This is a genomic window from Algoriphagus kandeliae (assembly GCF_004571135.1).
In the GTDB taxonomy this organism is placed as follows: domain Bacteria; phylum Bacteroidota; class Bacteroidia; order Cytophagales; family Cyclobacteriaceae; genus Algoriphagus; species Algoriphagus kandeliae.
The window spans coordinates 424388-445479 of record NZ_SPSB01000004.1 but is presented as its reverse complement, the minus strand read 5'-3'; the positions used below and the strand labels follow the sequence as shown (position 1 = coordinate 445479).

Sequence of the window (21092 nt, the reverse complement as noted above, 5' to 3'; positions counted from 1 at the left end):
CAAATCGGGCTAATAGATAGCATTTGTATATACTAATTATAACTTATTCTTTTGGATGTAAAGGTTCTTTCCAACAAATGCTAAATGCTACCGTAAACATTCAACAAAAACCCACTGCTGTTTTTTATTAACTATGCGCTTTCTTATTTCTATTCTTTTTTCCTCCCAATTTTTTATTCTCTCGCCGGCTATTCTAAGTGCGCAAGGAATTAAGGGAAAGATCACTTCCAATGAGGGGGAGGTTTTACCATTTGCATCAGTTTTTATCCGGAATATCGGAGATGGTGTTCCTGCCAATGCAGAGGGATATTATGAGATAAAATTGGAGGAAGGACTGTATGACGTATACTTTCAATTTTTAGGCTATAAGTCCCGAATAGAAACTATTGCAGTCAGGCCTGGAGAGTGGACCACATTTGACGTGGTTTTGGAGCCTCAGGTTTATACGCTGGAGCAAGTGGAGGTAAAAGCCGGTGCCGAAGACCCTGCATTGACTATTATGCGGAAAGCTATCGCAAAAGCAAAGTATCATCGCCTTCAGCTTCAGCAATATGAAATGACCGTGTATCTTAAAGGAACCGGGCAATTGACTGATGCGCCATTTTTTATGAAAAAGACGCTTGAGAAGGAGGGCTTGAACTTGAATGAGGCCTATACTTCCGAATCAGTTTCAAGAATTAAGTTTAGCCTGCCGGACAAAATAGAAGAAGAGGTTATCTCGATTCGTACCAATGGTGAAAACCAAAATACCTCCCCAGCACCCTATATTCAGACCAGTTTTTATCAGGAAAAAATCAATGAGATCATCTCACCTTTATCACGAGCTGCCTTTCAATATTATCGTTTTCGATATGAGGGGAGTTTTTTTGATAATGAGGTGATGGTGAGTAAAATCCGAGTTATTCCACGATCAAAAGGAGAGCGGGTTTTTGATGGATACATTTATATTATCGAGGATTTATGGGCGATTCATAGTTTGGATTTGAAGACTTCCTTATTGGGCTTTCAAATCGAAGCCAAGCAGCAGTACGCTCCAGTAGCTGACAATGTCTGGATGCCTTTAACTCATACCTATCGCTTCTCAGGGAAGTTTTTTGGCTTTGCAGGGGAATTCAAGTACCTCGCTTCCACAAGGGATTATCAAGTGACTCTTAATCCTGATTTGGCTCACACGCCAACTTTGATCGATGAAAAAATTGAGGAAGTCCCTTCTCAAGAAGCCAATCAGGCAGTTCCAACAGCAATGAGCACCCTGGAAAAATTAAATTCTGAGGAACCAAAAACCCGAAAGGAATACCGAAAGCTTCTCAATGAATATGAAAAGGAAATGCTCAAGGAGCAAAAGGAACCGGAAGTAGTTACAGAGCGCAACTATAGCATAGATAGCTTAGCCAAAAAAAGGGATTTGAGTTATTGGGATAGCATTCGGCCGGTTCCGCTTACTGCTAAAGAAATACAAGGGTATCGACGAGATGATAGCCTAGCAGTAGTGGAAGCTGCAAAAATGAGTGATGTGGATTCGGTCGCAAAAAAGGCCCGAGAAAAGTATAAACCACTCGATTTTCTCTTTGGGGATAATTATTACTTTGGAAATGGTGTTTCGGTTGGTTTTAGAGAAAATTTAACCAAAGTCTCTTTCAATACAGTTGAGGGATGGAAAGTCGGCTTGGGGATGTTTTACCGAAAGCAAAAAGAAATCAAGCTTGCAGATAGTGTGAATAGCATCCGAAAGAGTTTCAATATCGAACCGGAGTTACGCTATGGTTTTTCGAGTAAGCGATTTTATGGAAAAACAAATATCCGCTGGTCAGTAACCAAACCAACTTCAGGACATTCCTACGGATTGGAAGGAGGTAGATTCATTTATCAATTCAATGGAGATGAACCAATCAATGAGCAGGTAAATGCGCTTTATTCCCTGCTTTTCCGTCAAAATTACATGAAGTTATATGAGCAGAGTTTTGCCAGATTTTATTGGGCTCATCGAGTCGATTATTCCTTAACTTATCGGGTAAATGTCAGCTTTGCAGACCGCCGTCAGCTTTTCAATCAGTCCGATTACAGTTGGTACAATAAGCCGGAAAGAGTCTACTCTCCCAATCAGCCCGAAAATGTGGAAGCAGGGAATGCCTCTTTCCATGATCATCAAATCGCCAAATTCCAACTTGGAATTGAATGGCGACCTGGGATAAGGTATGGAATTCGGAATGGTAGAAAATACCCGATTTCTGACCGAGCGCCATTAATCAGAGCCGATTATATCAAAGCAATCCCAAGTTTGAGAAACCAAAAGGATTTTGCTGCGGATTTTGATCATCTGAGATTAGGGATAGAACATGATTATACTTTTGGGATAAGCGGAAAGTTAGATTTCAATATCACGGGGGGTGTTTTCCTCAATTCAAATCAGGTTTATTTTCCGGACTTTCAGCACTTTGGAGGCAATCGAACCATCTTTTCCAATTTTGGTCCTGCTTCCAATTATCGATTTATGGATTATTACAAATACAGCACGAGCGGTTCCTATGTATCGGGAATCTTCCACTATCAATTCCGAAAGTTCCTGTTCACTCAATTGCCGATGCTACGATTCTCAGGTGTGCAGGAAAATATTTTCTTGAATTATCTAAAAACCGAAAATTCCCCGCATTATGTCGAAGTCGGCTATTCTTTGGATAATCTTTTCAGGCTATTCCGAGTGGAAATCGGTGCTGGCTTTGAAAATGGAAATTATCTTCGTGGAGGGGTGAGATTTGGTATAGCTACGTTTATCACGGTACAATAAAAAAGGCCACTTTTGAGTGGCCTTTTCTGAATGAATTAAAGTCCGATCAGACTTTCATGATTTCCGCTTCTTTTTTGGCTAGAAGCTCCTCGATTTTAGCGATGTACTGATCTGTCAATTTTTGAACTTTCTCTTCCGCTCGTTTAATTTCGTCCTCAGATGCGCCTTCCTTCTGAAGTTTTTTCAAGGAGTCATTGGTGTCTTTACGGACAGTTCGAACGGATATTTTTCCATTCTCACTTTCATGCTTCGCCTGCTTCACGAGAGTTAATCTTCGCTCTTCCGTCAAGGCCGGAATGGTCAAAATGATTATCTCGCCGTTATTTTGAGGGGCCAATCCCAAGTCTGAGTTGATGATGGCTTTTTCGATTTCTGAAATCAAATTTCGCTCGAAAGGTTTGATAGCCAGGGTTCTGGCATCAGGAGTAGTGATGGAAGATACCTGATTAATAGGCGTTGGGGTGCCATAGTAAGGTACCATGATGCCGTCCATCAAATTAGGCATCGCTTTTCCAGCTCGAATTTTCACTAATTCTGCAGCAGTATGATCCACTGCTTTTTGCATTTGTTCTTTTGCGTCGTCTAAGTAAAGTTCTATTTCTTCCATGAGATTGCTTAGATTGATGTGATTAGTGTGCCGATTTCTTCGCCTTCTACGAGTTTGCTCAAATTACCGGCTTTATTCATGTCAAATACAATGATAGGCAAATTGTTTTCCTGACAAAGTGTGAATGCCGTCATGTCCATGACATTCAGGTTTTTTTCATACACTTCGTTGAAGGAAATGGTATGGTATTTCGTCGCTGTTTTGTCTTTTTCCGGGTCGGCTGTATATACCCCATCTACCCGTGTGCCTTTTAGTACGACATCCGCTTCAATTTCAATGGCCCGAAGACTGGCGGTAGAATCCGTAGTGAAATAAGGGTTTCCGATTCCGGCTCCGAAAATTACAATTCTTCCTTTTTCCAGGTGGCGAATCGCCCTTCTTCGAATAAATGGTTCGCAGACACTTTCTACTTTGATTCCTGACATAAGCCGGGTATACAAGCCTCCCTGTTCCAAAGCACTTTGAAGGGCCATTGCATTTATCAAAGTTGCCAACATGCCCATGTAGTCTCCCTGAACTCGGTCAATTCCGGATTTCTCTGCTTGGACTCCCCTGAAAATATTTCCTCCTCCGATAACGATGGCAATCTCTACCCCCATTTCCTTTACTTTCTGTATCTCTTGGGTGTATTGTTGCAGGCGATTTGGATCAATACCGTAATTTTTTTCGCCCATCAAGGCCTCTCCACTTAGTTTTAGGAGGATTCTTTTGTATTTCATTTGTTAGATGTTTTCAAGCATGAAACCGACTAGCTACCAGAAAAAATTTCGACAAATATAAATTCTATCCCGGATAATGTTAATCATTTTTTACTTTTCAGTACCACCTTGCCTAGAAGGTAATCAGTACCTGGTTTTTCTCAACACTTTGCTTTAGACTGACTTTGACATCGGATACGATGCCGTCTCCTGGAGATTTGATAATGTTTTCCATTTTCATGGCCTCCAAGATGAGCACTACATCGCCTTTTTTTACCTCGTCTCCCGGCTTGACTTTCAGATCCAAAATCAATCCTGGCATAGGGGCTTTGATATCTTGTACACTTGCAGCACCTTGATCCTCCATCCCCATTTCTTCCAACAAAAGATCAAATCGATCTTTTAGTGATACTGAGACCACTTTTTTATTGAGTCGAATTTGAAGAGTTTTTGATTCGCGATCCAAGCTCACCAATTCCGCTTCTAAGGATTGGTGACCATTGATTAAGTGAAATCGCTTGCCATCAATGGGCATTAGATCCCAATTCAAGGTTTTTCCCTCGACTTGGATGCCTTTCTCGGTTTTTTCTACCGAAAAGCTTTTATCCTTAATGATAACTGAAAACATTCCTGCTATTTTGAGCTTTCAATCCCGAAAGTTGATGATTTCGGATAAGATTTGCCAAATATCCAATAATTGAACACGATGCCAAAGAATATTTTGGGAAAGAATACACTTTTGGGTGTATTCGGTCTTTTGATCGTTTTATTTTCTTGTAAAAGCTCTAAGGAATTAATCGATGCTGAATCGGATGATCCCGGAATTGTATTTTCAGAAATCCCGGAGGAAGATACTTCAGATGACTCACTTAAATTAGCCTTGCTGGCTCTTCAAAAGGAGTATGAATTGAAAGCTTATCGTGCTTCTGCCCCCCGATATTTTGATATTCTTGATACGGAATTGGATTTGTCTTTTGACTATCAAAGGCAAGTAGTAAGGGGAGAGGCTACCTTGCAAATCAAGCCTTATTCTAGAAAGCAAAGTGAGCTAGTTTTGGATGCCAAAGATTTTGAATTGGGAAGGGTTTATTTTTTGAATGGAGAGGAAGAGACAGTATTGAACTACCGCTATGATTTCAAGCAAGTATTTATCTATTTGCCAAAAGAGCTGAGTCCGGAGGATACTTTTAAAATCAGGATGAAGTACACCGCTTTTCCTGAGCGAAATTCTGGTTCGGATAATTTAGCAATTACAGATACGAAAGGCTTATATTTTATTGATCCCTTAAATACAGTCCCGGGAAAGCCTACCATGATATGGACACAAGGTGAGACCGAATATAATAGCAAGTGGTTTCCTACAATCGATAAGCCAAACGAACGATTTACTCAAACCATCCATTTGACGGTGGCTGACACTCTTACTACTATCAGTAATGGTGTTTTGGTAAAACAGACTGCTCTTGACAATGGTCTGCGAAAGGATACCTGGAGAATGGATATTCCGCACGCCCCTTATTTAGCGGCAGTAGCTATCGGAGATTTTGATAAGGTAGAGGCTGATTATGAAGGATTGCCGATCAATTATTATGTAGAGAAAGGATATGGGGCGGGGGCAGCAAAAGTTTTCCAGCATACCCCTGAGATGATCGAATATTTTGAAAAGCTCCTTCAGGTAAAATTTCCCTGGCCAAAATATGATCAGATTGTGGTTCGGGATTTTGTGTCAGGAGCTATGGAAAATACCACAGCTTCGATTTTTATGGAGGAATTGAGACTGACAGAACGAGAAGCTATTGATTCGGAATGGGATTACATCATCGCACATGAATTGTTCCATCAGTGGTTTGGGGATTATGTCACAGCTGAATCCTGGTCTAATTTGACGTTAAATGAAGCCTTTGCCAATTACAGTGAATTTCTCTGGAATGAGTATAAATATGGCGCGGATGAAGCCAAGTTGAAGTTATTGGTGGAGAAAGAGACCTATTTCCAAGAGGCAGAATCAAAGCAAGTGGATTTAATTCGCTTTTTCTATGAGGATGCGGATGGAGATATGTTTGATGCGCATTCCTATTCGAAAGGTGGGTTGATTTTGCACATGCTTCGCGAGTATTTAGGAGATGAGTTGTTTTTTCAAGGGTTAAATCAGTATCTCCAGGCTAATGCCCTTCAAAGTGTAGAAGTGCATCAACTTCGACTTGCCTTTGAAAAAGTCAGTGGGGAGGATTTGAATTGGTTTTTCAATCAATGGTTTTTGGACAAAGGGCATCCGGAATTAGCAGTGGAGGTAGATTATTCTCAGCCTGATAATTTGTTGATTTCAATCCAACAAATTCAGGATTTGGAAAACACGCCTTTGTACAAACTTCCCTTCAAGGTCAGTTGGTATGAAGGAGTTGAGCGAAAGCAAAAGCAGTTCTTATTAGAAGGGGCATTTCAACAATTTGCTTTAGGAAACGAAGCTCCAATAGATCAACTTTATTTTGATGAAGAAAAAAATCTTTTAACCAAAATCAGCTCAAATATTCCTTCTGAATTTTATGTAAGGCAATTTCAGGAATCTCATTTGGGAGTTGCTCGTTACGAATCTTTGGATTCACTTATGATGAGGGAGGAAGAAAATCTAATCAAACCTCTTTTGAAGGAAGGATTGGAGGACTCATTTTGGAGTGTCCGAGAACTTTCCCTTCAAATCCTTCAGCGCAATCCCCAATGGGTAATGGATTTGGGTGTAGAAGATAGAGTGTATCAAATAGCCGAGCAGGATCCGGAAAATTCAGTACGCGCAGGAGCAATTGATTTATTGGGAACTTTGGATGGTGACAAATACTTCACTGCTTTTGTCCGAATGGCAAATGATTCTTCATACTTGGTGGCAAGTTCTGCTCTGATGGCTATGAATCTTGCAACAGAAACGGAAATCGATCCAGAATTGATGGATCGATTTGCGGATGAAACTAATTATCGGATTTTAGTCCCTTTGGCAGAATATTATTTAAATGAGGGTGTAAGAGGAAAAGGAGTGTGGTTTCGATCCAAGTTGCCTTACTTGAGTGGAGAGGGATTATACTACTTTTTGGGGTATTTCAGTGAATATTTCATCAATTACCCAGAGGAGGGTGTAGAAGAAGCAAAGCAGTATCTTCTAAATCAAATGGAGCAAAACCCTCAAGTATTTGTTCGATTGGGAGCCTTTCAAGGCCTGTTGGGATTTGCCGATGATCCTGAGATTTTGAATGAAATGATTCGAATTGCTGCTCAAGAAAGCAATCAACAGATAAAAAATTACTTCGAATACTTTCTTCAGACATTAAAAGATGAAAATTAATAGGCTGATATTGAGTGAATTGAAGGATATTTTCAGAAAATCTTTTCAAAATTATTTTTGATGCTTTGAAACTTTGTGAAAAGCCCATAATTTTGCCATCCGTTAACACAGAGATGAGTTGAAAATGGCTGTGTTAATCGAGTTGGGGGAATACCAAAGCGGCCAACTGGGACGGACTGTAAATCCGTTGACTTATGTCTTCACAGGTTCGAATCCTGTTTCCCCCACATAGTTGCCTGAATGTAAAATTTTTTTCTAGTTTTGCAGGGCGAAAACATAAGGGAGTAATCCCAGAGATATTAAAAGCGGGAGTAGCTCAGTTGGTAGAGCGGCAGCCTTCCAAGCTGCAGGTCGCGGGTTCGAGCCTCGTCTCCCGCTCAATGCTTTTCTAAGCATCGGGTAAAAGCCGACGTAGCTCAGGGGTAGAGTACTTCCTTGGTAAGGAAGGGGTCACGGGTTCAAATCCCGTCGTTGGCTCTTAACGGCTTCAAATTAAATTAAACATATCTTTAAACTTAAACTGAGGATTTTCAAGCATGGCAAAAGCAACATTCGACCGTTCCAAGCCGCACGTAAACATCGGTACGATTGGACACGTAGACCATGGAAAAACTACATTGACTGCCGCTATTACTACAGTATTGGCTAAACAAGGTCTTTCCGAACTAAGAGATTTCTCTTCTATCGACAACGCTCCAGAAGAAAAAGAAAGAGGTATTACCATTAACACTTCTCACGTAGAGTATCAAACTGCTGCAAGACACTACGCACACGTTGACTGTCCTGGACACGCTGACTACGTTAAGAACATGGTTACTGGTGCTGCTCAGATGGACGGTGCTATCCTAGTGGTAGCTGCTACTGACGGACCAATGCCTCAAACTCGTGAGCACATCCTTCTTGCTCGTCAGGTAGGTGTACCTGCACTTGTTGTATTCTTGAACAAGGTGGACATGGTTGACGATGAAGAACTACTTGAACTAGTAGAAATGGAAGTTAGAGAATTGCTTTCTTTCTATGAGTTTGATGGTGATAACATTCCTGTAATCAAAGGTTCTGCACTTGGTGCATTGAACGGAGAAGAGAAGTGGGAAAAAACTGTAATGGAATTGATGGATGCAGTTGATAACTACATTCCACTTCCTGAGCGTTTGATCGACAAGGACTTCTTGATGCCAGTTGAAGACGTTTTCTCTATCACGGGTCGTGGTACTGTAGCTACCGGACGTATTGAAAGAGGTGTTGTTAACACTGGTGACCCTGTAGATATCATTGGTATGGGAGCTGAGGGATTAAAGTCTACCGTTACTGGTGTAGAGATGTTCCGTAAGATCCTAGACAGAGGTGAAGCAGGTGACAACGTAGGTTTGTTGTTGAGAGGTATCGAAAAGTCTCAGATCAAGCGTGGTATGATTATCTGTAAGCCAGGGTCTGTTACTCCTCACGCTCACTTCAAAGCTGAAGTTTACGTTCTTTCCAAAGAAGAAGGTGGACGCCACACTCCATTCTTCAACAAGTATCGTCCTCAGTTCTACTTGAGAACTACTGACGTAACTGGAGAGATCAAGCTTCCTGAAAATGTAGAAATGGTTATGCCAGGTGATAACGTGACTATCGAAGTTAACTTGTTGAACGCAGTTGCTTTGGAAAAAGGTCTACGATTTGCGATCCGTGAAGGTGGTCGTACAGTAGGTGCCGGTCAGGTTACTGAAATCTTGGACTAATATCCTGAATAATTGATACACAATGCGATCCCGAAGTTTTTTGGGATCGCATTTGTTTCTTAAGGCTCTTATATCTAATTTTGCGTTCCCGTTTGGAGAGCGATCAAACACACGGGCATAGTTCAATGGCAGAATAGCGGTCTCCAAAACCGTTGATGGGAGTTCGAATCTCTCTGCCCGTGCTAGTAAGCTAATACATATGAATCTGAAAAACTTTGTCCTCGAATCCTACGACGAAATGAAAAACAAGGTCACTTGGCCTAAGTACTCATTTCTTCAAAACTCAGCGGTGCTGGTGTTGGTAGCTTCTTTGATCTTTGCTTTGTTTATCGGAGCAGTTGATTTAGGATTCGAAAACATCATGACATGGTTTTATGATTTGTTTTAATTGAATTGACATTACAGCATGGCCGATCATAAGTGGTACGTACTCAGAGTCGTAGCAGGACAGGAAAAAAAGACTAAGACTTATCTGGAAAATGAAATTTTCAGACAGAAGTTGGAGGAATATATTCCTGAAGTGCTAATCCCATCTGAGAAAGTATATGAAATGCGAAATGGCAAAAAGCGTGTCAGAGAAAGAAACTTTTTCCCTGGTTACGTTTTGGTCAACGCAGATCTTTCACATGGTGAGGCCAATCACGTAATAACGAGCATTCCGGGAGTAATCGGATTTCTTGGATCAAACCAGGGGGGAGCTTCCAAAACCCCTGAACCATTACGCCAATCAGAAGTCAACCGTATCTTAGGAAAGGTTGAGGAGATTGATGAGTTTGCCGAGAAGCTGGATACACCATTTATAGTCGGAGAGTCCGTAAAAGTAATGGACGGACCCTTTAGTGGATTTACCGGGACAATTGAGGAGATATTTGATGACAAGAAGAAATTGAACGTAATGGTCAAGATCTTTGGTCGAAATACTCCTGTTGAATTAAACTTTATACAAGTAGAAAAACAAGACTAAGCAATGGCTAAGGAAATCACTGGTTATTTAAAACTGCAAGTGAAAGGTGGCCAGGCAAATCCGTCACCTCCAGTTGGTCCAGCTCTTGGTTCCAAGGGTTTGAACATCATGGAGTTTTGTAAGCAATTCAATGCACGTACCCAAGACAAAATGGGACAAACGTGCCCTGTATTGATTACAATCTACTCGGATAAGTCTTTCGATTTCGTCGTAAAAACTCCACCAGCAGCGAACCTGCTTTTGGAAGCGGCAAAAATCAAAGGCGGATCTGCAGAACCTAACCGTAAGAAGGTAGGATCTGTTACCTGGGATCAGGTAAAGGAAATAGCGGAGGTAAAGATGCCTGACTTGAATGCCTTTAAAGTGGAGTCTGCCATGCGAATGGTAGCTGGTACTGCACGTAGTATGGGTATCACGGTATCTGGTAAAGCCCCTTGGGAAGAATAATAAAACAACTATGGCTAAGTTAACAAAAAAGCAAAAAGAAGCTCTTTCTAAATACGACCCAAGCCAAGTGTACTCCCTTGAGGCGGCTTCTAATCTCGTGAAAGAAATCACAAACGTTAAGTTTGATGCTTCAGTAGATGTGGATGTACGTCTTGGCGTAGATCCTCGTAAAGCTGATCAAATGGTACGTGGTGTGGTAGCTCTTCCACATGGTACAGGTAAAGACACCAAGGTATTGGTGCTTTGTACTCCTGACAAAGAAGAAGAAGCCAAAGAAGCGGGTGCAGACTACGTTGGATTGGACGACTACATTGCCAAAATCGAAGGCGGATGGACTGACATTGATGTCATCATCACTATGCCAAACGTAATGGCTAAGGTAGGTAGACTAGGTAGAGTATTGGGTCCAAGAGGCCTAATGCCAAACCCTAAAGCAGGTACAGTTACTTTGGAAGTAGGCAAAGCTGTTAAAGAGGTGAAAGCTGGTAAGATCGATTTCAAAGTTGATAAGTTTGGAATTATCCATGCTAGCGTTGGTAAGGTTTCATTCAGCCCTGAAAAAATTCAGGAAAACGTGAATGAGCTAATCCAAACCATCTCTAAGTTGAAGCCTTCTTCATCTAAAGGAACTTATTTCAAGAGTATTCATCTATCCAGTACAATGTCTCCGGGCATTAAGGTAGACAAGGGTAGTTTTCAAGGTATATAATCATGACTAGAGAAGAGAAAAAAGAAGTAATCGACAGTCTTACCGAGAAGTTCAGAGAAAACCCTTTCTTCTACATTACGAATGCTGCGGGATTTTCTGTAGCTGAGGTAAATGCTTTCCGACGAACTTGCTACGAAAGAGGAGTGGAGTACAAAGTGTACAAAAACACCTTAATCAAAAAGGCATTGGAAAATCTAGACGCAGATTTTTCTCAGTTGGATGAATCATTGAAAGGATTCTCTGGAATAATTTTCTCCAAAGAGACTAGTAACCTGCCGGCAAAAGTATTGCTGGATTTCAGAAAAAAGATGGGTAAAAAAGAAACCCGTCCGGTATTCAAAGGTGCATCCATCGATTCCGATATTTTCGTCGGAGAGGAAAACCTTGAAATGCTGTCTAAACTTAAGTCTAAGCAAGAGTTGCTTGGAGACCTATTGGGTCTACTTCAGTCTCCTGCTATGAACCTGATCTCTGCACTTCAAAGTGGTCAAAACAACCTTGGTGGAGTTTTGAAAGCTTTGGAAGAAAGAGGCGAACAATAATTAATTAAATCTTCATTTATCAACGTAAAAAATTAAACTTTAAATAAAATGGCAGATCTTACACAACTTGCAGATCAGTTGGTAAACTTGACTGTAAAAGAGGTTAAAGAATTGACAGACATCCTTAAGGATCAGTATGGTATCGAGCCTGCTGCAGCTGCTGTAGCTGTTGCTGCTGGACCAGCTGCTGGTGGTGCTGACGGTGGTGCTGCAGAAGAAGAGAAAACTTCTTTTGACGTAATCCTAAAGGCTGCTGGTGGTCAGAAGCTTGCAGTAGTTAAGCTTGTAAAAGAATTGACTGGTCTTGGATTGAAAGATGCGAAGGAATTGGTTGATGCCGCTCCTAAGCCATTGAAAGAAGGTGTCGCTAAAGACGAAGCTGAGGCTTTGAAGAAGTCTCTTGAAGAAGCTGGTGCTGAAGTAGAGATCAAATAATTTGGCGAACCAAAAACCACTGGTTTAGGTTTTGCCCTAAGACCTGACTATTCAAGTCAGGTCTTTTCCTGTTTATGCACAGGGTAAAAATTGCATTATTCTAAGCGACAATTGTCTTATTCCGTTATTTAATTTCACCAAAACACACACTACCTTGGCTATCAAGAATCAAACCGAAAGGAAAAGTTTCTCCTCCATAAAGGTGGTCAAAGACTATCCGGATTTTCTCGATATCCAGCTACAGTCCTTCAAGGACTTTTTCCAGCTGGATACGCCTGCAGAAAAGAGAAGAGCCGACGGATTATTCAAGGTTTTCTCAGAGAATTTCCCAATTTCAGATTCCCGGGAAAATTTCACCTTGGAATTCATCGACTATGCGGTGGATCCACCCAAATACAGCGTCGGGGAATGTATTGAAAGAGGTCTGACCTACTCCGTTCCGCTTAAGGCAAAACTTCGATTGCTTTGTCATGACGAAGACAATGAGGATTTTGAAACCATCGAGCAGGAAGTTTTCTTAGGAAACCTTCCATACATGACCGAGAAAGGTTCATTTGTGATCAATGGGGCCGAGCGTGTTATCGTGTCTCAATTGCACAGATCTCCTGGGGTGTTCTTCGCACAAAGTAAGCACACCAATGGGACGAAGCTTTACTCCGCTAGAATTATTCCTTTCAAAGGTTCTTGGATCGAATTCGCGACTGACATTAACAATGTCATGTATGCCTATATCGATCGAAAGAAAAAATTCCCTGTAACCACTTTGCTTAGAGCTATCGGATATGGTTCCGATAAGGATATTTTGGATTTGTTTGGACTTTCTGAGGAAGTTCCAGCTACCAAAACTGCCCTTAAAAAAGCTGCAGGAAGAAAGCTTGCTGCCCGTGTTTTGAGAACTTGGGTGGAAGATTTCGTGGATGAAGATACAGGTGAGGTAGTATCTATCGACCGAAATGAAGTTTTGTTGGAGCGGGATACCGTTTTGACCGATGAGGATATTGAAATGATCCTTGATTCCGGTTCAAAAAGCATTATTCTTCATAGAGAAGATGTGAATATCGCTGATTATTCCATCATCTATAATACGTTACAGAAGGATAATTCCAACTCTGAAAAAGAAGCGGTTGAGGTAATTTACCGTCAACTTAGAAATACAGAAGCACCTGATGAGGCTACTGCCCGAGAGGTGATTCATTCCCTATTCTTCTCAGATAAGCGTTATGACTTGGGAGAAGTAGGACGATATAGAATCAACAAAAAATTAGGTCTCGATATCGAGCCTGATAAAATTGTATTGACGAAGGAAGACATTATTTCCATCGTTAAATATTTGATCGGATTGATCAACTCTAAAGCTGTTGTCGATGATATCGACCACCTTTCCAATCGACGAGTTCGTACAGTAGGTGAGCAGCTTTACAGTCAGTTCGGAGTAGGTCTTGCTCGTATGGCAAGAACTATCCGTGAACGAATGAACGTACGTGACAATGAAGATTTCAAGCCAGTAGACTTGATCAACGCTCGTACACTTTCCTCTGTGATCAACTCCTTCTTTGGAACAAATCAGCTTTCTCAGTTCATGGACCAAACCAATCCTTTGGCTGAGTTGACGCACAAGCGTAGACTTTCTGCTTTGGGTCCAGGTGGTCTTTCCAGAGAGCGTGCTGGTTTCGAAGTTCGAGACGTTCACTATACACACTATGGACGACTTTGTACCATTGAAACTCCAGAAGGTCCAAACATTGGTTTGATTTCTTCACTTTGCGTACATGCAAAAGTGAATTCCATGGGCTTCTTGGAAACACCTTATAGAAAGGTGAAAGAAGGTAAGGTCGGCATGAAGCCAGAAGATATTGTGTTCTTGACTGCTGAAGAAGAAGATAATCACAATATCGCTCAGGCAAATGCACCGTTGGATGACAAGGGATCTTTCGTAAATGATCGGGTAAAGGCTAGATATGAGGGTGACTTCCCGGTATTGGAGCCATCTGAAATCAGTTACATGGACGTTGCTCCTAACCAGATTGTATCAGTTGCGGCTTCCTTGATTCCATTCTTGGAGCATGATGATGCAAACCGTGCCTTGATGGGATCTAACATGCAGCGTCAAGCAGTTCCTTTGATCAAAGCTGAAGCTCCTATTGTAGGAACTGGCTTGGAAGGAAAAGCAGCTCGTGATTCAAGAGCTTTGATCATCGCAGAAGCGGATGGTGTAGTTGATTATGTGGATGCTAACAGAATCCGAATCAAGTACGATCTTTCTGATGATGAACTACTCGTGAATTTCACTGACGAGTATAAGACTTATGATCTTATCAAGTTTAGAAGAACGAACCAAGACACCACTATCAACCTTACTCCCCTTGTACTAAAAGGAGATCGAGTGGAAAAAGGTCAGGTATTGGTAGAAGGGTATTCTACTAATAATGGTGAGTTGGCTTTGGGTAAAAACCTTCGAGTGGCTTACATGCCATGGCAAGGATATAACTTCGAGGATGCGATTGTAATCTCTGAGCGAGTTGTTCGTGAGGATATTTTTACCTCCATCCACGTTGAAGAATTCCAACTTGAGGTTAGAGATACCAAGCGTGGTGAAGAAGAATTGACTTCTGAAATCCCTAACGTTTCCGAAGAAGCTGTAAAGCATCTTGACGAAAATGGTATCATTACCGTAGGTGCTGAAGTAAAAGAAGGAGATATCATCATTGGTAAGATCACTCCAAAAGGAGAAACTGATCCAACTCCGGAAGAAAAACTTCTTCGTGCAATCTTTGGTGACAAAGCAGGTGATGTGAAGGATGCTTCCTTGAAAGCTTCTCCATCTTTGAATGGGGTAGTGATCGAGACCAAGCTATTCTCCAGACCTAAGAAAGATAAAGACAACCGTGCGAAAGCGAAGGCGGAAGTTGAAAAGCTGAAAGCAAAATACTCCAAAGATCTATTGGCTATCAGAGCAAGAATGATCGATAAGTTGGTGAAATTGCTTGATGGCAAGACTTCTCAAGGAGTGAAGCACAAGTTTGGTGATGAGATCATCAGCAAGGGAATGAAGTTCAATCAAAAGAACATTGAGAACAACCTATTCCCTGCGAAGAACCCATACAGAGACGAATCCAACTACAATGTTCCTGAAGAAGCGAACCTTATTTCAGACATTATTTTGGATGATTGGACTGATGATGCACATACCAATGAAATGATCGTGAAATTGGTAAAGAACTACACCAATGCACGAAATGAAATCAGTGGTCAGTTCAAGCGTGAGCGATTCACCCTAGAAGTAGGGGATGAGTTGCCAGCGGGAATTGTAAAACTTGCAAAAGTTTACATCGCCAAGAAACGTAAGCTAAAAGTAGGTGATAAGATGGCAGGTCGTCACGGTAACAAAGGTATCGTGGCTAGAATCGTCCGAGATGAGGATATGCCATTCTTGGAAGACGGTACGCCAATGGATATCGTATTGAACCCACTAGGTGTACCTTCCCGAATGAACATCGGACAGATTTTCGAAACTGTTTTGGCTTGGGCTGGACACAAAATGGGTAAGAAATACGCTACTCCAATCTTTGACGGTGCTTCTATGGAAGACGTGGCAAAAGAATTGGAAGCAGCAGGACTACCTCCTTACGGACGTACCTATCTATACGATGGTTTGACAGGTGCGAAATTTGATCAGCCAGTAACCGTAGGTATCGCCTACATGTTGAAGCTAGGTCACTTGGTAGATGATAAAATGCACGCTCGTTCAATCGGTCCTTACTCTTTGATTACGCAGCAGCCATTGGGTGGTAAAGCTCAATTTGGTGGTCAGCGTTTCGGAGAAATGGAAGTTTGGGCGCTTGAGGCATTTGGTGCATCCCACGTGTTGCAAGAGATTTTGACGGTAAAATCCGATGATGTGATTGGCCGTGCAAAAGCTTACGAAGCGATTGTCAAGGGTGAAAACTTGCCGAAACCAAATATTCCTGAATCATTCAATGTATTGGTTCATGAATTGAGAGGCTTGGCACTTGAAATTACCTTAGACTAATTAGGCTCATTTGGGCGGGAAACCGCCCTTCACATATCTTTCAAAAATTATGGCGTTCAGAAAAAACAAAAAACTCAACAATGACTTTTCGAGAGTCACCATCAGTTTGGCTAGCCCGGAATCTATCCTGGATAGCTCAAATGGTGAAGTGACCCAGCCAGAAACCATCAACTACAGAACCTACAAGCCTGAAATGGGGGGCTTGTTCTGTGAGCGGATTTTTGGTCCGGTTAAAGACTGGGAATGTCATTGTGGTAAATACAAGCGCATCAGATACAAAGGCATTATCTGCGACCGTTGTGGCGTAGAAGTGACTGAGAAGAAAGTACGTCGTGAGCGAATGGGACACATCGAATTGGTGGTTCCTGTTGCCCATATTTGGTATTTCAAATCACTTCCAAATAAAATCGGATACCTATTAGGCCTTCCTACCAAGAAGCTTGATCAAATCGTTTATTACGAGCGATATGTAGTTATCCAAGCTGGGGTAAAAGAGGAAGATGGTATTCAGTACTTAGACTTCTTGACTGAAGATGAGTACTTGGATATCATGGATAAGCTTCCAAAAGAAAATCACCTATTGGATGATGATGATCCTAACAAGTTCATCGCTAAAATGGGTGCAGAGGCATTGGAAATGCTTCTTGCTAGATTGGATTTGGATGATCTTTCTTATTCTTTGCGTCACCAAGCAGCAACTGATACTTCTCAGCAGCGAAAAGCAGAAGCTTTGAAGCGATTGAAGGTTGTTGAAGCGTTCCGTGATGCCCGCACTCGAATCGAAAACCGTCCAGAGTGGATGATCGTCCGAATGGTTCCGGTTATTCCACCAGAATTGAGACCATTGGTTCCATTGGATGGAGGTCGATTTGCAACATCTGATTTGAATGACCTTTATCGAAGAGTAATCATCCGAAATAATCGTTTGAAGCGATTGATCGATATCAAAGCACCTGAGGTGATTTTGAGAAACGAGAAGCGTATGCTTCAGGAAGCGGTAGATTCTCTTTTTGATAACTCAAGAAAAGTAAATGCGGTAAGATCAGATGGTAACCGTGCCTTGAAATCCCTTTCCGATATGTTGAAAGGAAAGCAAGGTCGATTCCGTCAAAACTTGCTCGGTAAGCGTGTGGATTACTCCGGTCGATCTGTGATCGTGGTAGGTCCTGAATTGAAGCTTCACGAGTGTGGTCTTCCTAAAAATATGGCAGCTGAGCTTTTCAAGCCATTTATCATCAGAAAGCTGATCGAAAGAGGTATTGTAAAGACAGTTAAGTCGGCTAAGAAAATTGTGGATCGTAAAGATCCTGTGGTTTGGGATATTTTGGAAAATGTTTTGAAAGGACATCCGGTTCTTCTTAACCGTGCCCCAACTCTTCACAGATTGGGTATCCAGGCATTCCAGCCAAAATTGATCGAAGGAAAAGCTATCCAGCTTCACCCATTGGTATGTACAGCGTTTAACGCTGACTTTGATGGTGACCAAATGGCTGTACACGTACCGCTAGGTCATGAGGCGATTTTGGAAGCTTCAACTTTGATGCTTTCTTCTCACAATATCCTTAACCCTGCGAACGGAGCTCCTATCACGGTACCTTCTCAGGACATGGTATTGGGACTTTACTATGTAACAAAAGGTAAAAAGTCTACTCCAGAAGAACCAGTTCTAGGTGAAGGGATGACCTTCTATGGACAGGAGGAAGTGATTATTGCTCTCAACGAGGGACAGATTTCCCAACACGCACATATTAAGTGTAAAGTGACTGTTCGTACTCCGGAAGGTGAATTGAAGGAAGAATTGGTTGACACCGTAGCGGGTCGATTGATTTTCAATCAATTCGTTCCAGAAGAGGTAGGGTATGTGAACGAGCTTCTAACCAAGAAAAAACTTCAGCAAATCATCGCTAAGGTGGTGAAAGTTTGTGGAGTTGCTCGTACTGCGCAATTCTTGGATGACATCAAGCATCTTGGATTCCAGATGGCTTACCGAGGTGGTCTTTCCATGGGGCTTAATGATGTAATCATTCCGGATGAAAAAGATCCAATGATTGCTAAGGCCAAGGAGGAAGTAGATGCTGTTTGGAACAACTACCTAATGGGTCTGATCACCGACAACGAGCGATACAATCAGGTAATTGATATTTGGACTCGTACCAACTCTCACTTGACCAACATCCTTATGAAGCAAATGGAGGATGATAAGCAAGGATTCAATGCAATCTACATGATGATGCACTCCGGTGCTCGAGGATCTAGAGAGCAAATCCGTCAGTTGGGAGGTATGCGAGGTCTGATGGCTAAGCCTCAGAAAAACCTGCAAGGTTCTGTAGGTGAAATCATCGAAAACCCAATCCTTTCCAACTTTAAGGAAGGTTTGGACGTACTCGAGTACTTTATCTCTACCCACGGTGCACGTAAAGGTCTTGCTGATACAGCTTTGAAAACTGCCGATGCGGGTTACTTGACTCGTCGATTGGTGGACGTAGCACAAGACATGATCGTGACTGAGGATGACTGTGGTACTTTAAGAGGTCTGGTGGTTCAGGCTCTGAAGGACAATGAAGATATCGTTGAGCCACTTTCTGAAAGAATCTTGGGCCGTGTGTCTGTACACGATGTATATGATCCAGTTTCAGACGAATTGATTATTCCTGCAGGAGTTGAAATCGACGATGAGATTGCTGCTTTAGTAGATGAATCAGCGATTGAAGAAGTTGAAATACGTTCCGTATTGACTTGTGAAACTCGTCGGGGTGTATGTTCTAAGTGTTACGGTCGAAATCTAGCTACTGGTAAAATGGTGCATGCTGGTGAAGCTGTGGGTGTTATTGCTGCACAGTCTATCGGTGAACCAGGTACTCAGTTGACACTTCGTACATTCCACGTAGGTGGTACGGCTTCTAACATGGCAGTTGATGCAAGTATCAATGCTAAGTTTGAAGGTGTGGTTGAATTCGATGAGGAATTGAGATTCCTCGAAACCACTAATAAAGATGGAGAGCCAGTTACAGTGGTAATGGGTCGATCCGGAGAAATCCGAATCAATGATGCCAAAAATGGTAAAGCCCTTGTTTCTAACCACGTTCCTTATGGTGCTATCTTGAATGTAAAAGATGGTCAGAAGGTAGCAAAAGGTGATTCGCTTTGTACTTGGGATCCATACAACGCTGTGATTCTTTCTGAATTTGATGGTTCTGTTGAATTCGAGTCTATCGTTGAAGGTATTACTTATAAAGAAGTAGCCGATGATCAGACTGGTTTCCGTGAAAAAGTAATCATCGAAACTAAGGATAGAACTAAGAACCCTGCCATCGTGGTGAACTATGGTGAGGACAGTAAGGCTTACAATATTCCAGTAGGAGCTCACTTGGCAGTTGACTTGGGAGATAAAGTAAAAGCTGGACAGATTTTGGTGAAAATCCCTCGATCTGTTGGTAAAACCCGAGACATCACCGGTGGTCTTCCAAGAGTAACGGAATTGTTCGAAGCTCGAAACCCATCCAACCCTGCAGTCGTTTCCGAAATCGACGGTGTGGTAACTTATGGAGGTATCAAGCGTGGTAACCGTGAGATTATCATTGAGTCCAAAGATGGAGTTGTGAAGAAGTATATGGTTTCTCTATCCAAGCATATCTTGGTTCAGGAAAACGACTTCATTCGCGCTGGTGAGCCTCTCTCTGATGGAGCAATTACTCCAAATGACATCTTGGCAATCAAAGGACCTACTGCAGTTCAAGAGTATTTGGTTAACGAGATTCAGGAAGTTTACCGACTTCAGGGTGTAAAAATCAACGATAAGCACATTGAGGTAATCGTATCTCAAATGATGCAGAAAGTTGAAATCCTAGATGCAGGTGACACAAGCTTCTTGCAAGGTCAAACCGTTGATAAGTGGGCATTCCGCGAAGAGAACGATATGATTCTTGATAAGAAAGTAGTGATGGATGCTGGAGACTCCTCGACTTTGAAGCCAGGAATGATTATTTCTGCTAGAAGACTTCGGGATGAAAATTCCAGCTTGAAGCGAAAGGATCTTAAACTGGTTCAGGTTCGTGACGCAGAGCCAGCTGTATCTAAGCCAACGCTACAAGGTATTACGGCGGCGTCCTTGGGTACTGAAAGCTTTATCTCTGCAGCTTCCTTCCAGGAAACTACCAAGGTGCTTTCAGAAGCTTCCATCAGAGGTAAGCGTGATGAATTGCTAGGTTTGAAAGAAAACGTAATTGTTGGACACTTGATTCCTGCTGGTACAGGACAGCGAAGATTCCAAAAGATGATCGTTGGTTCTAAGGAGGAATACGAGAAGCTATCCGAAAACATGGAAGTTCCTTCTCAAAAGTCTAGCGAAGCAATTCTATAATATATTTGAATTAAACTGAAAATAGGCCTGTATAAACGTACAGGCCTTTTTTAATCCCCAAAACCATGAATGAAGATAAAGGACAAAAAAGACCGGATCAACAAATTAATGTGGAACTATCGGAAGAGGTAGCAGAAGGTACTTACTGCAATTTGGCGATGATTGCCCACTCCAATTCTGAGTTTGTGATTGATTTTATTCGCCTCATGCCAGGAGTTCCTAAAGCAAAAGTAAAGTCCCGGATTATCGTGACACCAGATCATGCAAGACGGCTTTTGGCTGCTTTGAAAGACAATATTGAAAAATACGAGGCTGCTTTTGGTAAAATCAACCCAAGTGATGAGTCTCCGAGGTTCCCAATTAGCTTCGGAACTCCGGGTGAAGCGTAACAAAAATATAACTGCTTAATTTTGTTAGTCTTATTACTTTCTTTACCTTTGCAGTCCAAAATTCAACAGTT

General features: G+C 41.8%; 15 protein-coding genes and 4 tRNA genes. 16 read left to right on the top strand and 3 right to left on the bottom strand.

Annotation, left to right across the window (positions count from 1 at the left end; translation table 11 throughout):
- Positions 1-133: 133 nt before the first annotated feature.
- Entirely contained in the window at positions 134-2785 is a 2652-nt protein-coding gene (locus tag E4S40_RS14305; RefSeq protein WP_135075538.1) for a DUF5686 and carboxypeptidase regulatory-like domain-containing protein, read from the top strand.
- Positions 2786-2831: 46 nt separating this feature from the next.
- On the opposite strand, the gene frr is transcribed toward E4S40_RS14305, so the two are convergent.
- From frr to E4S40_RS14290, 3 genes are all read right to left on the bottom strand, one after another.
- Positions 2832-3392, bottom strand: coding sequence for a ribosome recycling factor (frr, locus tag E4S40_RS14300; protein WP_135075535.1), 561 nt, complete (start codon positions 3390-3392; stop codon positions 2832-2834).
- Between the two features lie 8 nt (positions 3393-3400).
- Positions 3401-4111, bottom strand: a complete 711-nt coding sequence (gene pyrH / locus E4S40_RS14295) for a UMP kinase (protein WP_135075530.1) — start codon at positions 4109-4111, stop codon at positions 3401-3403.
- A 112-nt stretch (positions 4112-4223) separates the two neighbouring features.
- On the bottom strand, positions 4224-4718 hold the full coding sequence (locus E4S40_RS14290) for an acetyl-CoA carboxylase biotin carboxyl carrier protein subunit (RefSeq protein WP_135075527.1): 495 nt from the start codon (positions 4716-4718) through the stop codon (positions 4224-4226).
- Between the two features lie 78 nt (positions 4719-4796).
- Here E4S40_RS14290 and E4S40_RS14285 point away from each other — a divergent pair, with 78 nt between their 5' ends.
- The 15 genes from E4S40_RS14285 (at position 4797) to E4S40_RS14215 (ending at position 21021) form a co-directional block, all read left to right on the top strand.
- Positions 4797-7421, top strand: a complete 2625-nt coding sequence (locus tag E4S40_RS14285; protein WP_135075524.1) for a M1 family metallopeptidase — start codon at positions 4797-4799, stop codon at positions 7419-7421.
- Between the two features lie 144 nt (positions 7422-7565).
- A tRNA-Tyr gene (locus tag E4S40_RS14280) sits at positions 7566-7648 on the top strand.
- A 78-nt stretch (positions 7649-7726) separates the two neighbouring features.
- Positions 7727-7799: transfer RNA gene (locus E4S40_RS14275), tRNA-Gly, on the top strand.
- 27 nt (positions 7800-7826) lie between these two features.
- Positions 7827-7898 (top strand) — tRNA-Thr (locus tag E4S40_RS14270).
- A 59-nt stretch (positions 7899-7957) separates the two neighbouring features.
- Complete coding sequence (gene tuf, locus E4S40_RS14265; protein WP_135075521.1) at positions 7958-9145, top strand: elongation factor Tu; 1188 nt, start codon at positions 7958-7960, stop codon at positions 9143-9145.
- Between the two features lie 111 nt (positions 9146-9256).
- Positions 9257-9327: transfer RNA gene (locus E4S40_RS14260), tRNA-Trp, on the top strand.
- Positions 9328-9344: 17 nt separating this feature from the next.
- On the top strand, positions 9345-9533 hold the full coding sequence (secE, locus tag E4S40_RS14255) for a preprotein translocase subunit SecE (RefSeq protein WP_087938047.1): 189 nt from the start codon (positions 9345-9347) through the stop codon (positions 9531-9533).
- A gap of 18 nt (positions 9534-9551) precedes the next feature.
- Entirely contained in the window at positions 9552-10109 is a 558-nt protein-coding gene (gene nusG / locus E4S40_RS14250) for a transcription termination/antitermination protein NusG (RefSeq protein ID WP_135075518.1), read from the top strand.
- A 3-nt stretch (positions 10110-10112) separates the two neighbouring features.
- Positions 10113-10556, top strand: a complete 444-nt coding sequence (gene rplK, locus E4S40_RS14245; RefSeq protein ID WP_024284757.1) for a 50S ribosomal protein L11 — start codon at positions 10113-10115, stop codon at positions 10554-10556.
- Positions 10557-10566: 10 nt separating this feature from the next.
- On the top strand, positions 10567-11265 hold the full coding sequence (gene rplA / locus E4S40_RS14240; RefSeq protein WP_135075516.1) for a 50S ribosomal protein L1: 699 nt from the start codon (positions 10567-10569) through the stop codon (positions 11263-11265).
- Between the two features lie 2 nt (positions 11266-11267).
- Positions 11268-11807, top strand: coding sequence for a 50S ribosomal protein L10 (gene rplJ / locus E4S40_RS14235; RefSeq protein ID WP_135075513.1), 540 nt, complete (start codon positions 11268-11270; stop codon positions 11805-11807).
- 48 nt (positions 11808-11855) lie between these two features.
- Positions 11856-12242, top strand: a complete 387-nt coding sequence (gene rplL, locus E4S40_RS14230; protein WP_135075510.1) for a 50S ribosomal protein L7/L12 — start codon at positions 11856-11858, stop codon at positions 12240-12242.
- Between the two features lie 154 nt (positions 12243-12396).
- On the top strand, positions 12397-16272 hold the full coding sequence (gene rpoB, locus E4S40_RS14225; protein WP_135075507.1) for a DNA-directed RNA polymerase subunit beta: 3876 nt from the start codon (positions 12397-12399) through the stop codon (positions 16270-16272).
- Positions 16273-16321: 49 nt separating this feature from the next.
- Positions 16322-20632, top strand: a complete 4311-nt coding sequence (rpoC, locus tag E4S40_RS14220) for a DNA-directed RNA polymerase subunit beta' (protein WP_135075505.1) — start codon at positions 16322-16324, stop codon at positions 20630-20632.
- 65 nt (positions 20633-20697) lie between these two features.
- Positions 20698-21021: a DUF3467 domain-containing protein gene (locus E4S40_RS14215; RefSeq protein WP_135075502.1), complete on the top strand. Its 324-nt coding sequence runs from the start codon at positions 20698-20700 to the stop codon at positions 21019-21021.
- Positions 21022-21092 lie beyond the last annotated feature (71 nt).

What these genes read in the sequence shown, in the direction of transcription:
- E4S40_RS14290 (WP_135075527.1), bottom strand. Translation starts at nt 4,718, where the DNA reads ATGTTTTCAGTTATCATTAAGGATAAAAGCTTTTCGGTAGAAAAAACC.
- rplK (WP_024284757.1), top strand. Translation starts at nt 10,113, where the DNA reads ATGGCTAAGGAAATCACTGGTTATTTAAAACTGCAAGTGAAAGGTGGC.
- frr (WP_135075535.1), bottom strand. Translation starts at nt 3,392, where the DNA reads ATGGAAGAAATAGAACTTTACTTAGACGACGCAAAAGAACAAATGCAA.
- rplJ (WP_135075513.1), top strand. Translation starts at nt 11,268, where the DNA reads ATGACTAGAGAAGAGAAAAAAGAAGTAATCGACAGTCTTACCGAGAAG.
- rpoC (WP_135075505.1), top strand. Translation starts at nt 16,322, where the DNA reads ATGGCGTTCAGAAAAAACAAAAAACTCAACAATGACTTTTCGAGAGTC.
- E4S40_RS14305 (WP_135075538.1), top strand. Translation starts at nt 134, where the DNA reads ATGCGCTTTCTTATTTCTATTCTTTTTTCCTCCCAATTTTTTATTCTC.
- pyrH (WP_135075530.1), bottom strand. Translation starts at nt 4,111, where the DNA reads ATGAAATACAAAAGAATCCTCCTAAAACTAAGTGGAGAGGCCTTGATG.
- E4S40_RS14215 (WP_135075502.1), top strand. Translation starts at nt 20,698, where the DNA reads ATGAATGAAGATAAAGGACAAAAAAGACCGGATCAACAAATTAATGTG.
- rplL (WP_135075510.1), top strand. Translation starts at nt 11,856, where the DNA reads ATGGCAGATCTTACACAACTTGCAGATCAGTTGGTAAACTTGACTGTA.
- nusG (WP_135075518.1), top strand. Translation starts at nt 9,552, where the DNA reads ATGGCCGATCATAAGTGGTACGTACTCAGAGTCGTAGCAGGACAGGAA.
- secE (WP_087938047.1), top strand. Translation starts at nt 9,345, where the DNA reads ATGAATCTGAAAAACTTTGTCCTCGAATCCTACGACGAAATGAAAAAC.
- E4S40_RS14285 (WP_135075524.1), top strand. Translation starts at nt 4,797, where the DNA reads ATGCCAAAGAATATTTTGGGAAAGAATACACTTTTGGGTGTATTCGGT.
- tuf (WP_135075521.1), top strand. Translation starts at nt 7,958, where the DNA reads ATGGCAAAAGCAACATTCGACCGTTCCAAGCCGCACGTAAACATCGGT.
- rplA (WP_135075516.1), top strand. Translation starts at nt 10,567, where the DNA reads ATGGCTAAGTTAACAAAAAAGCAAAAAGAAGCTCTTTCTAAATACGAC.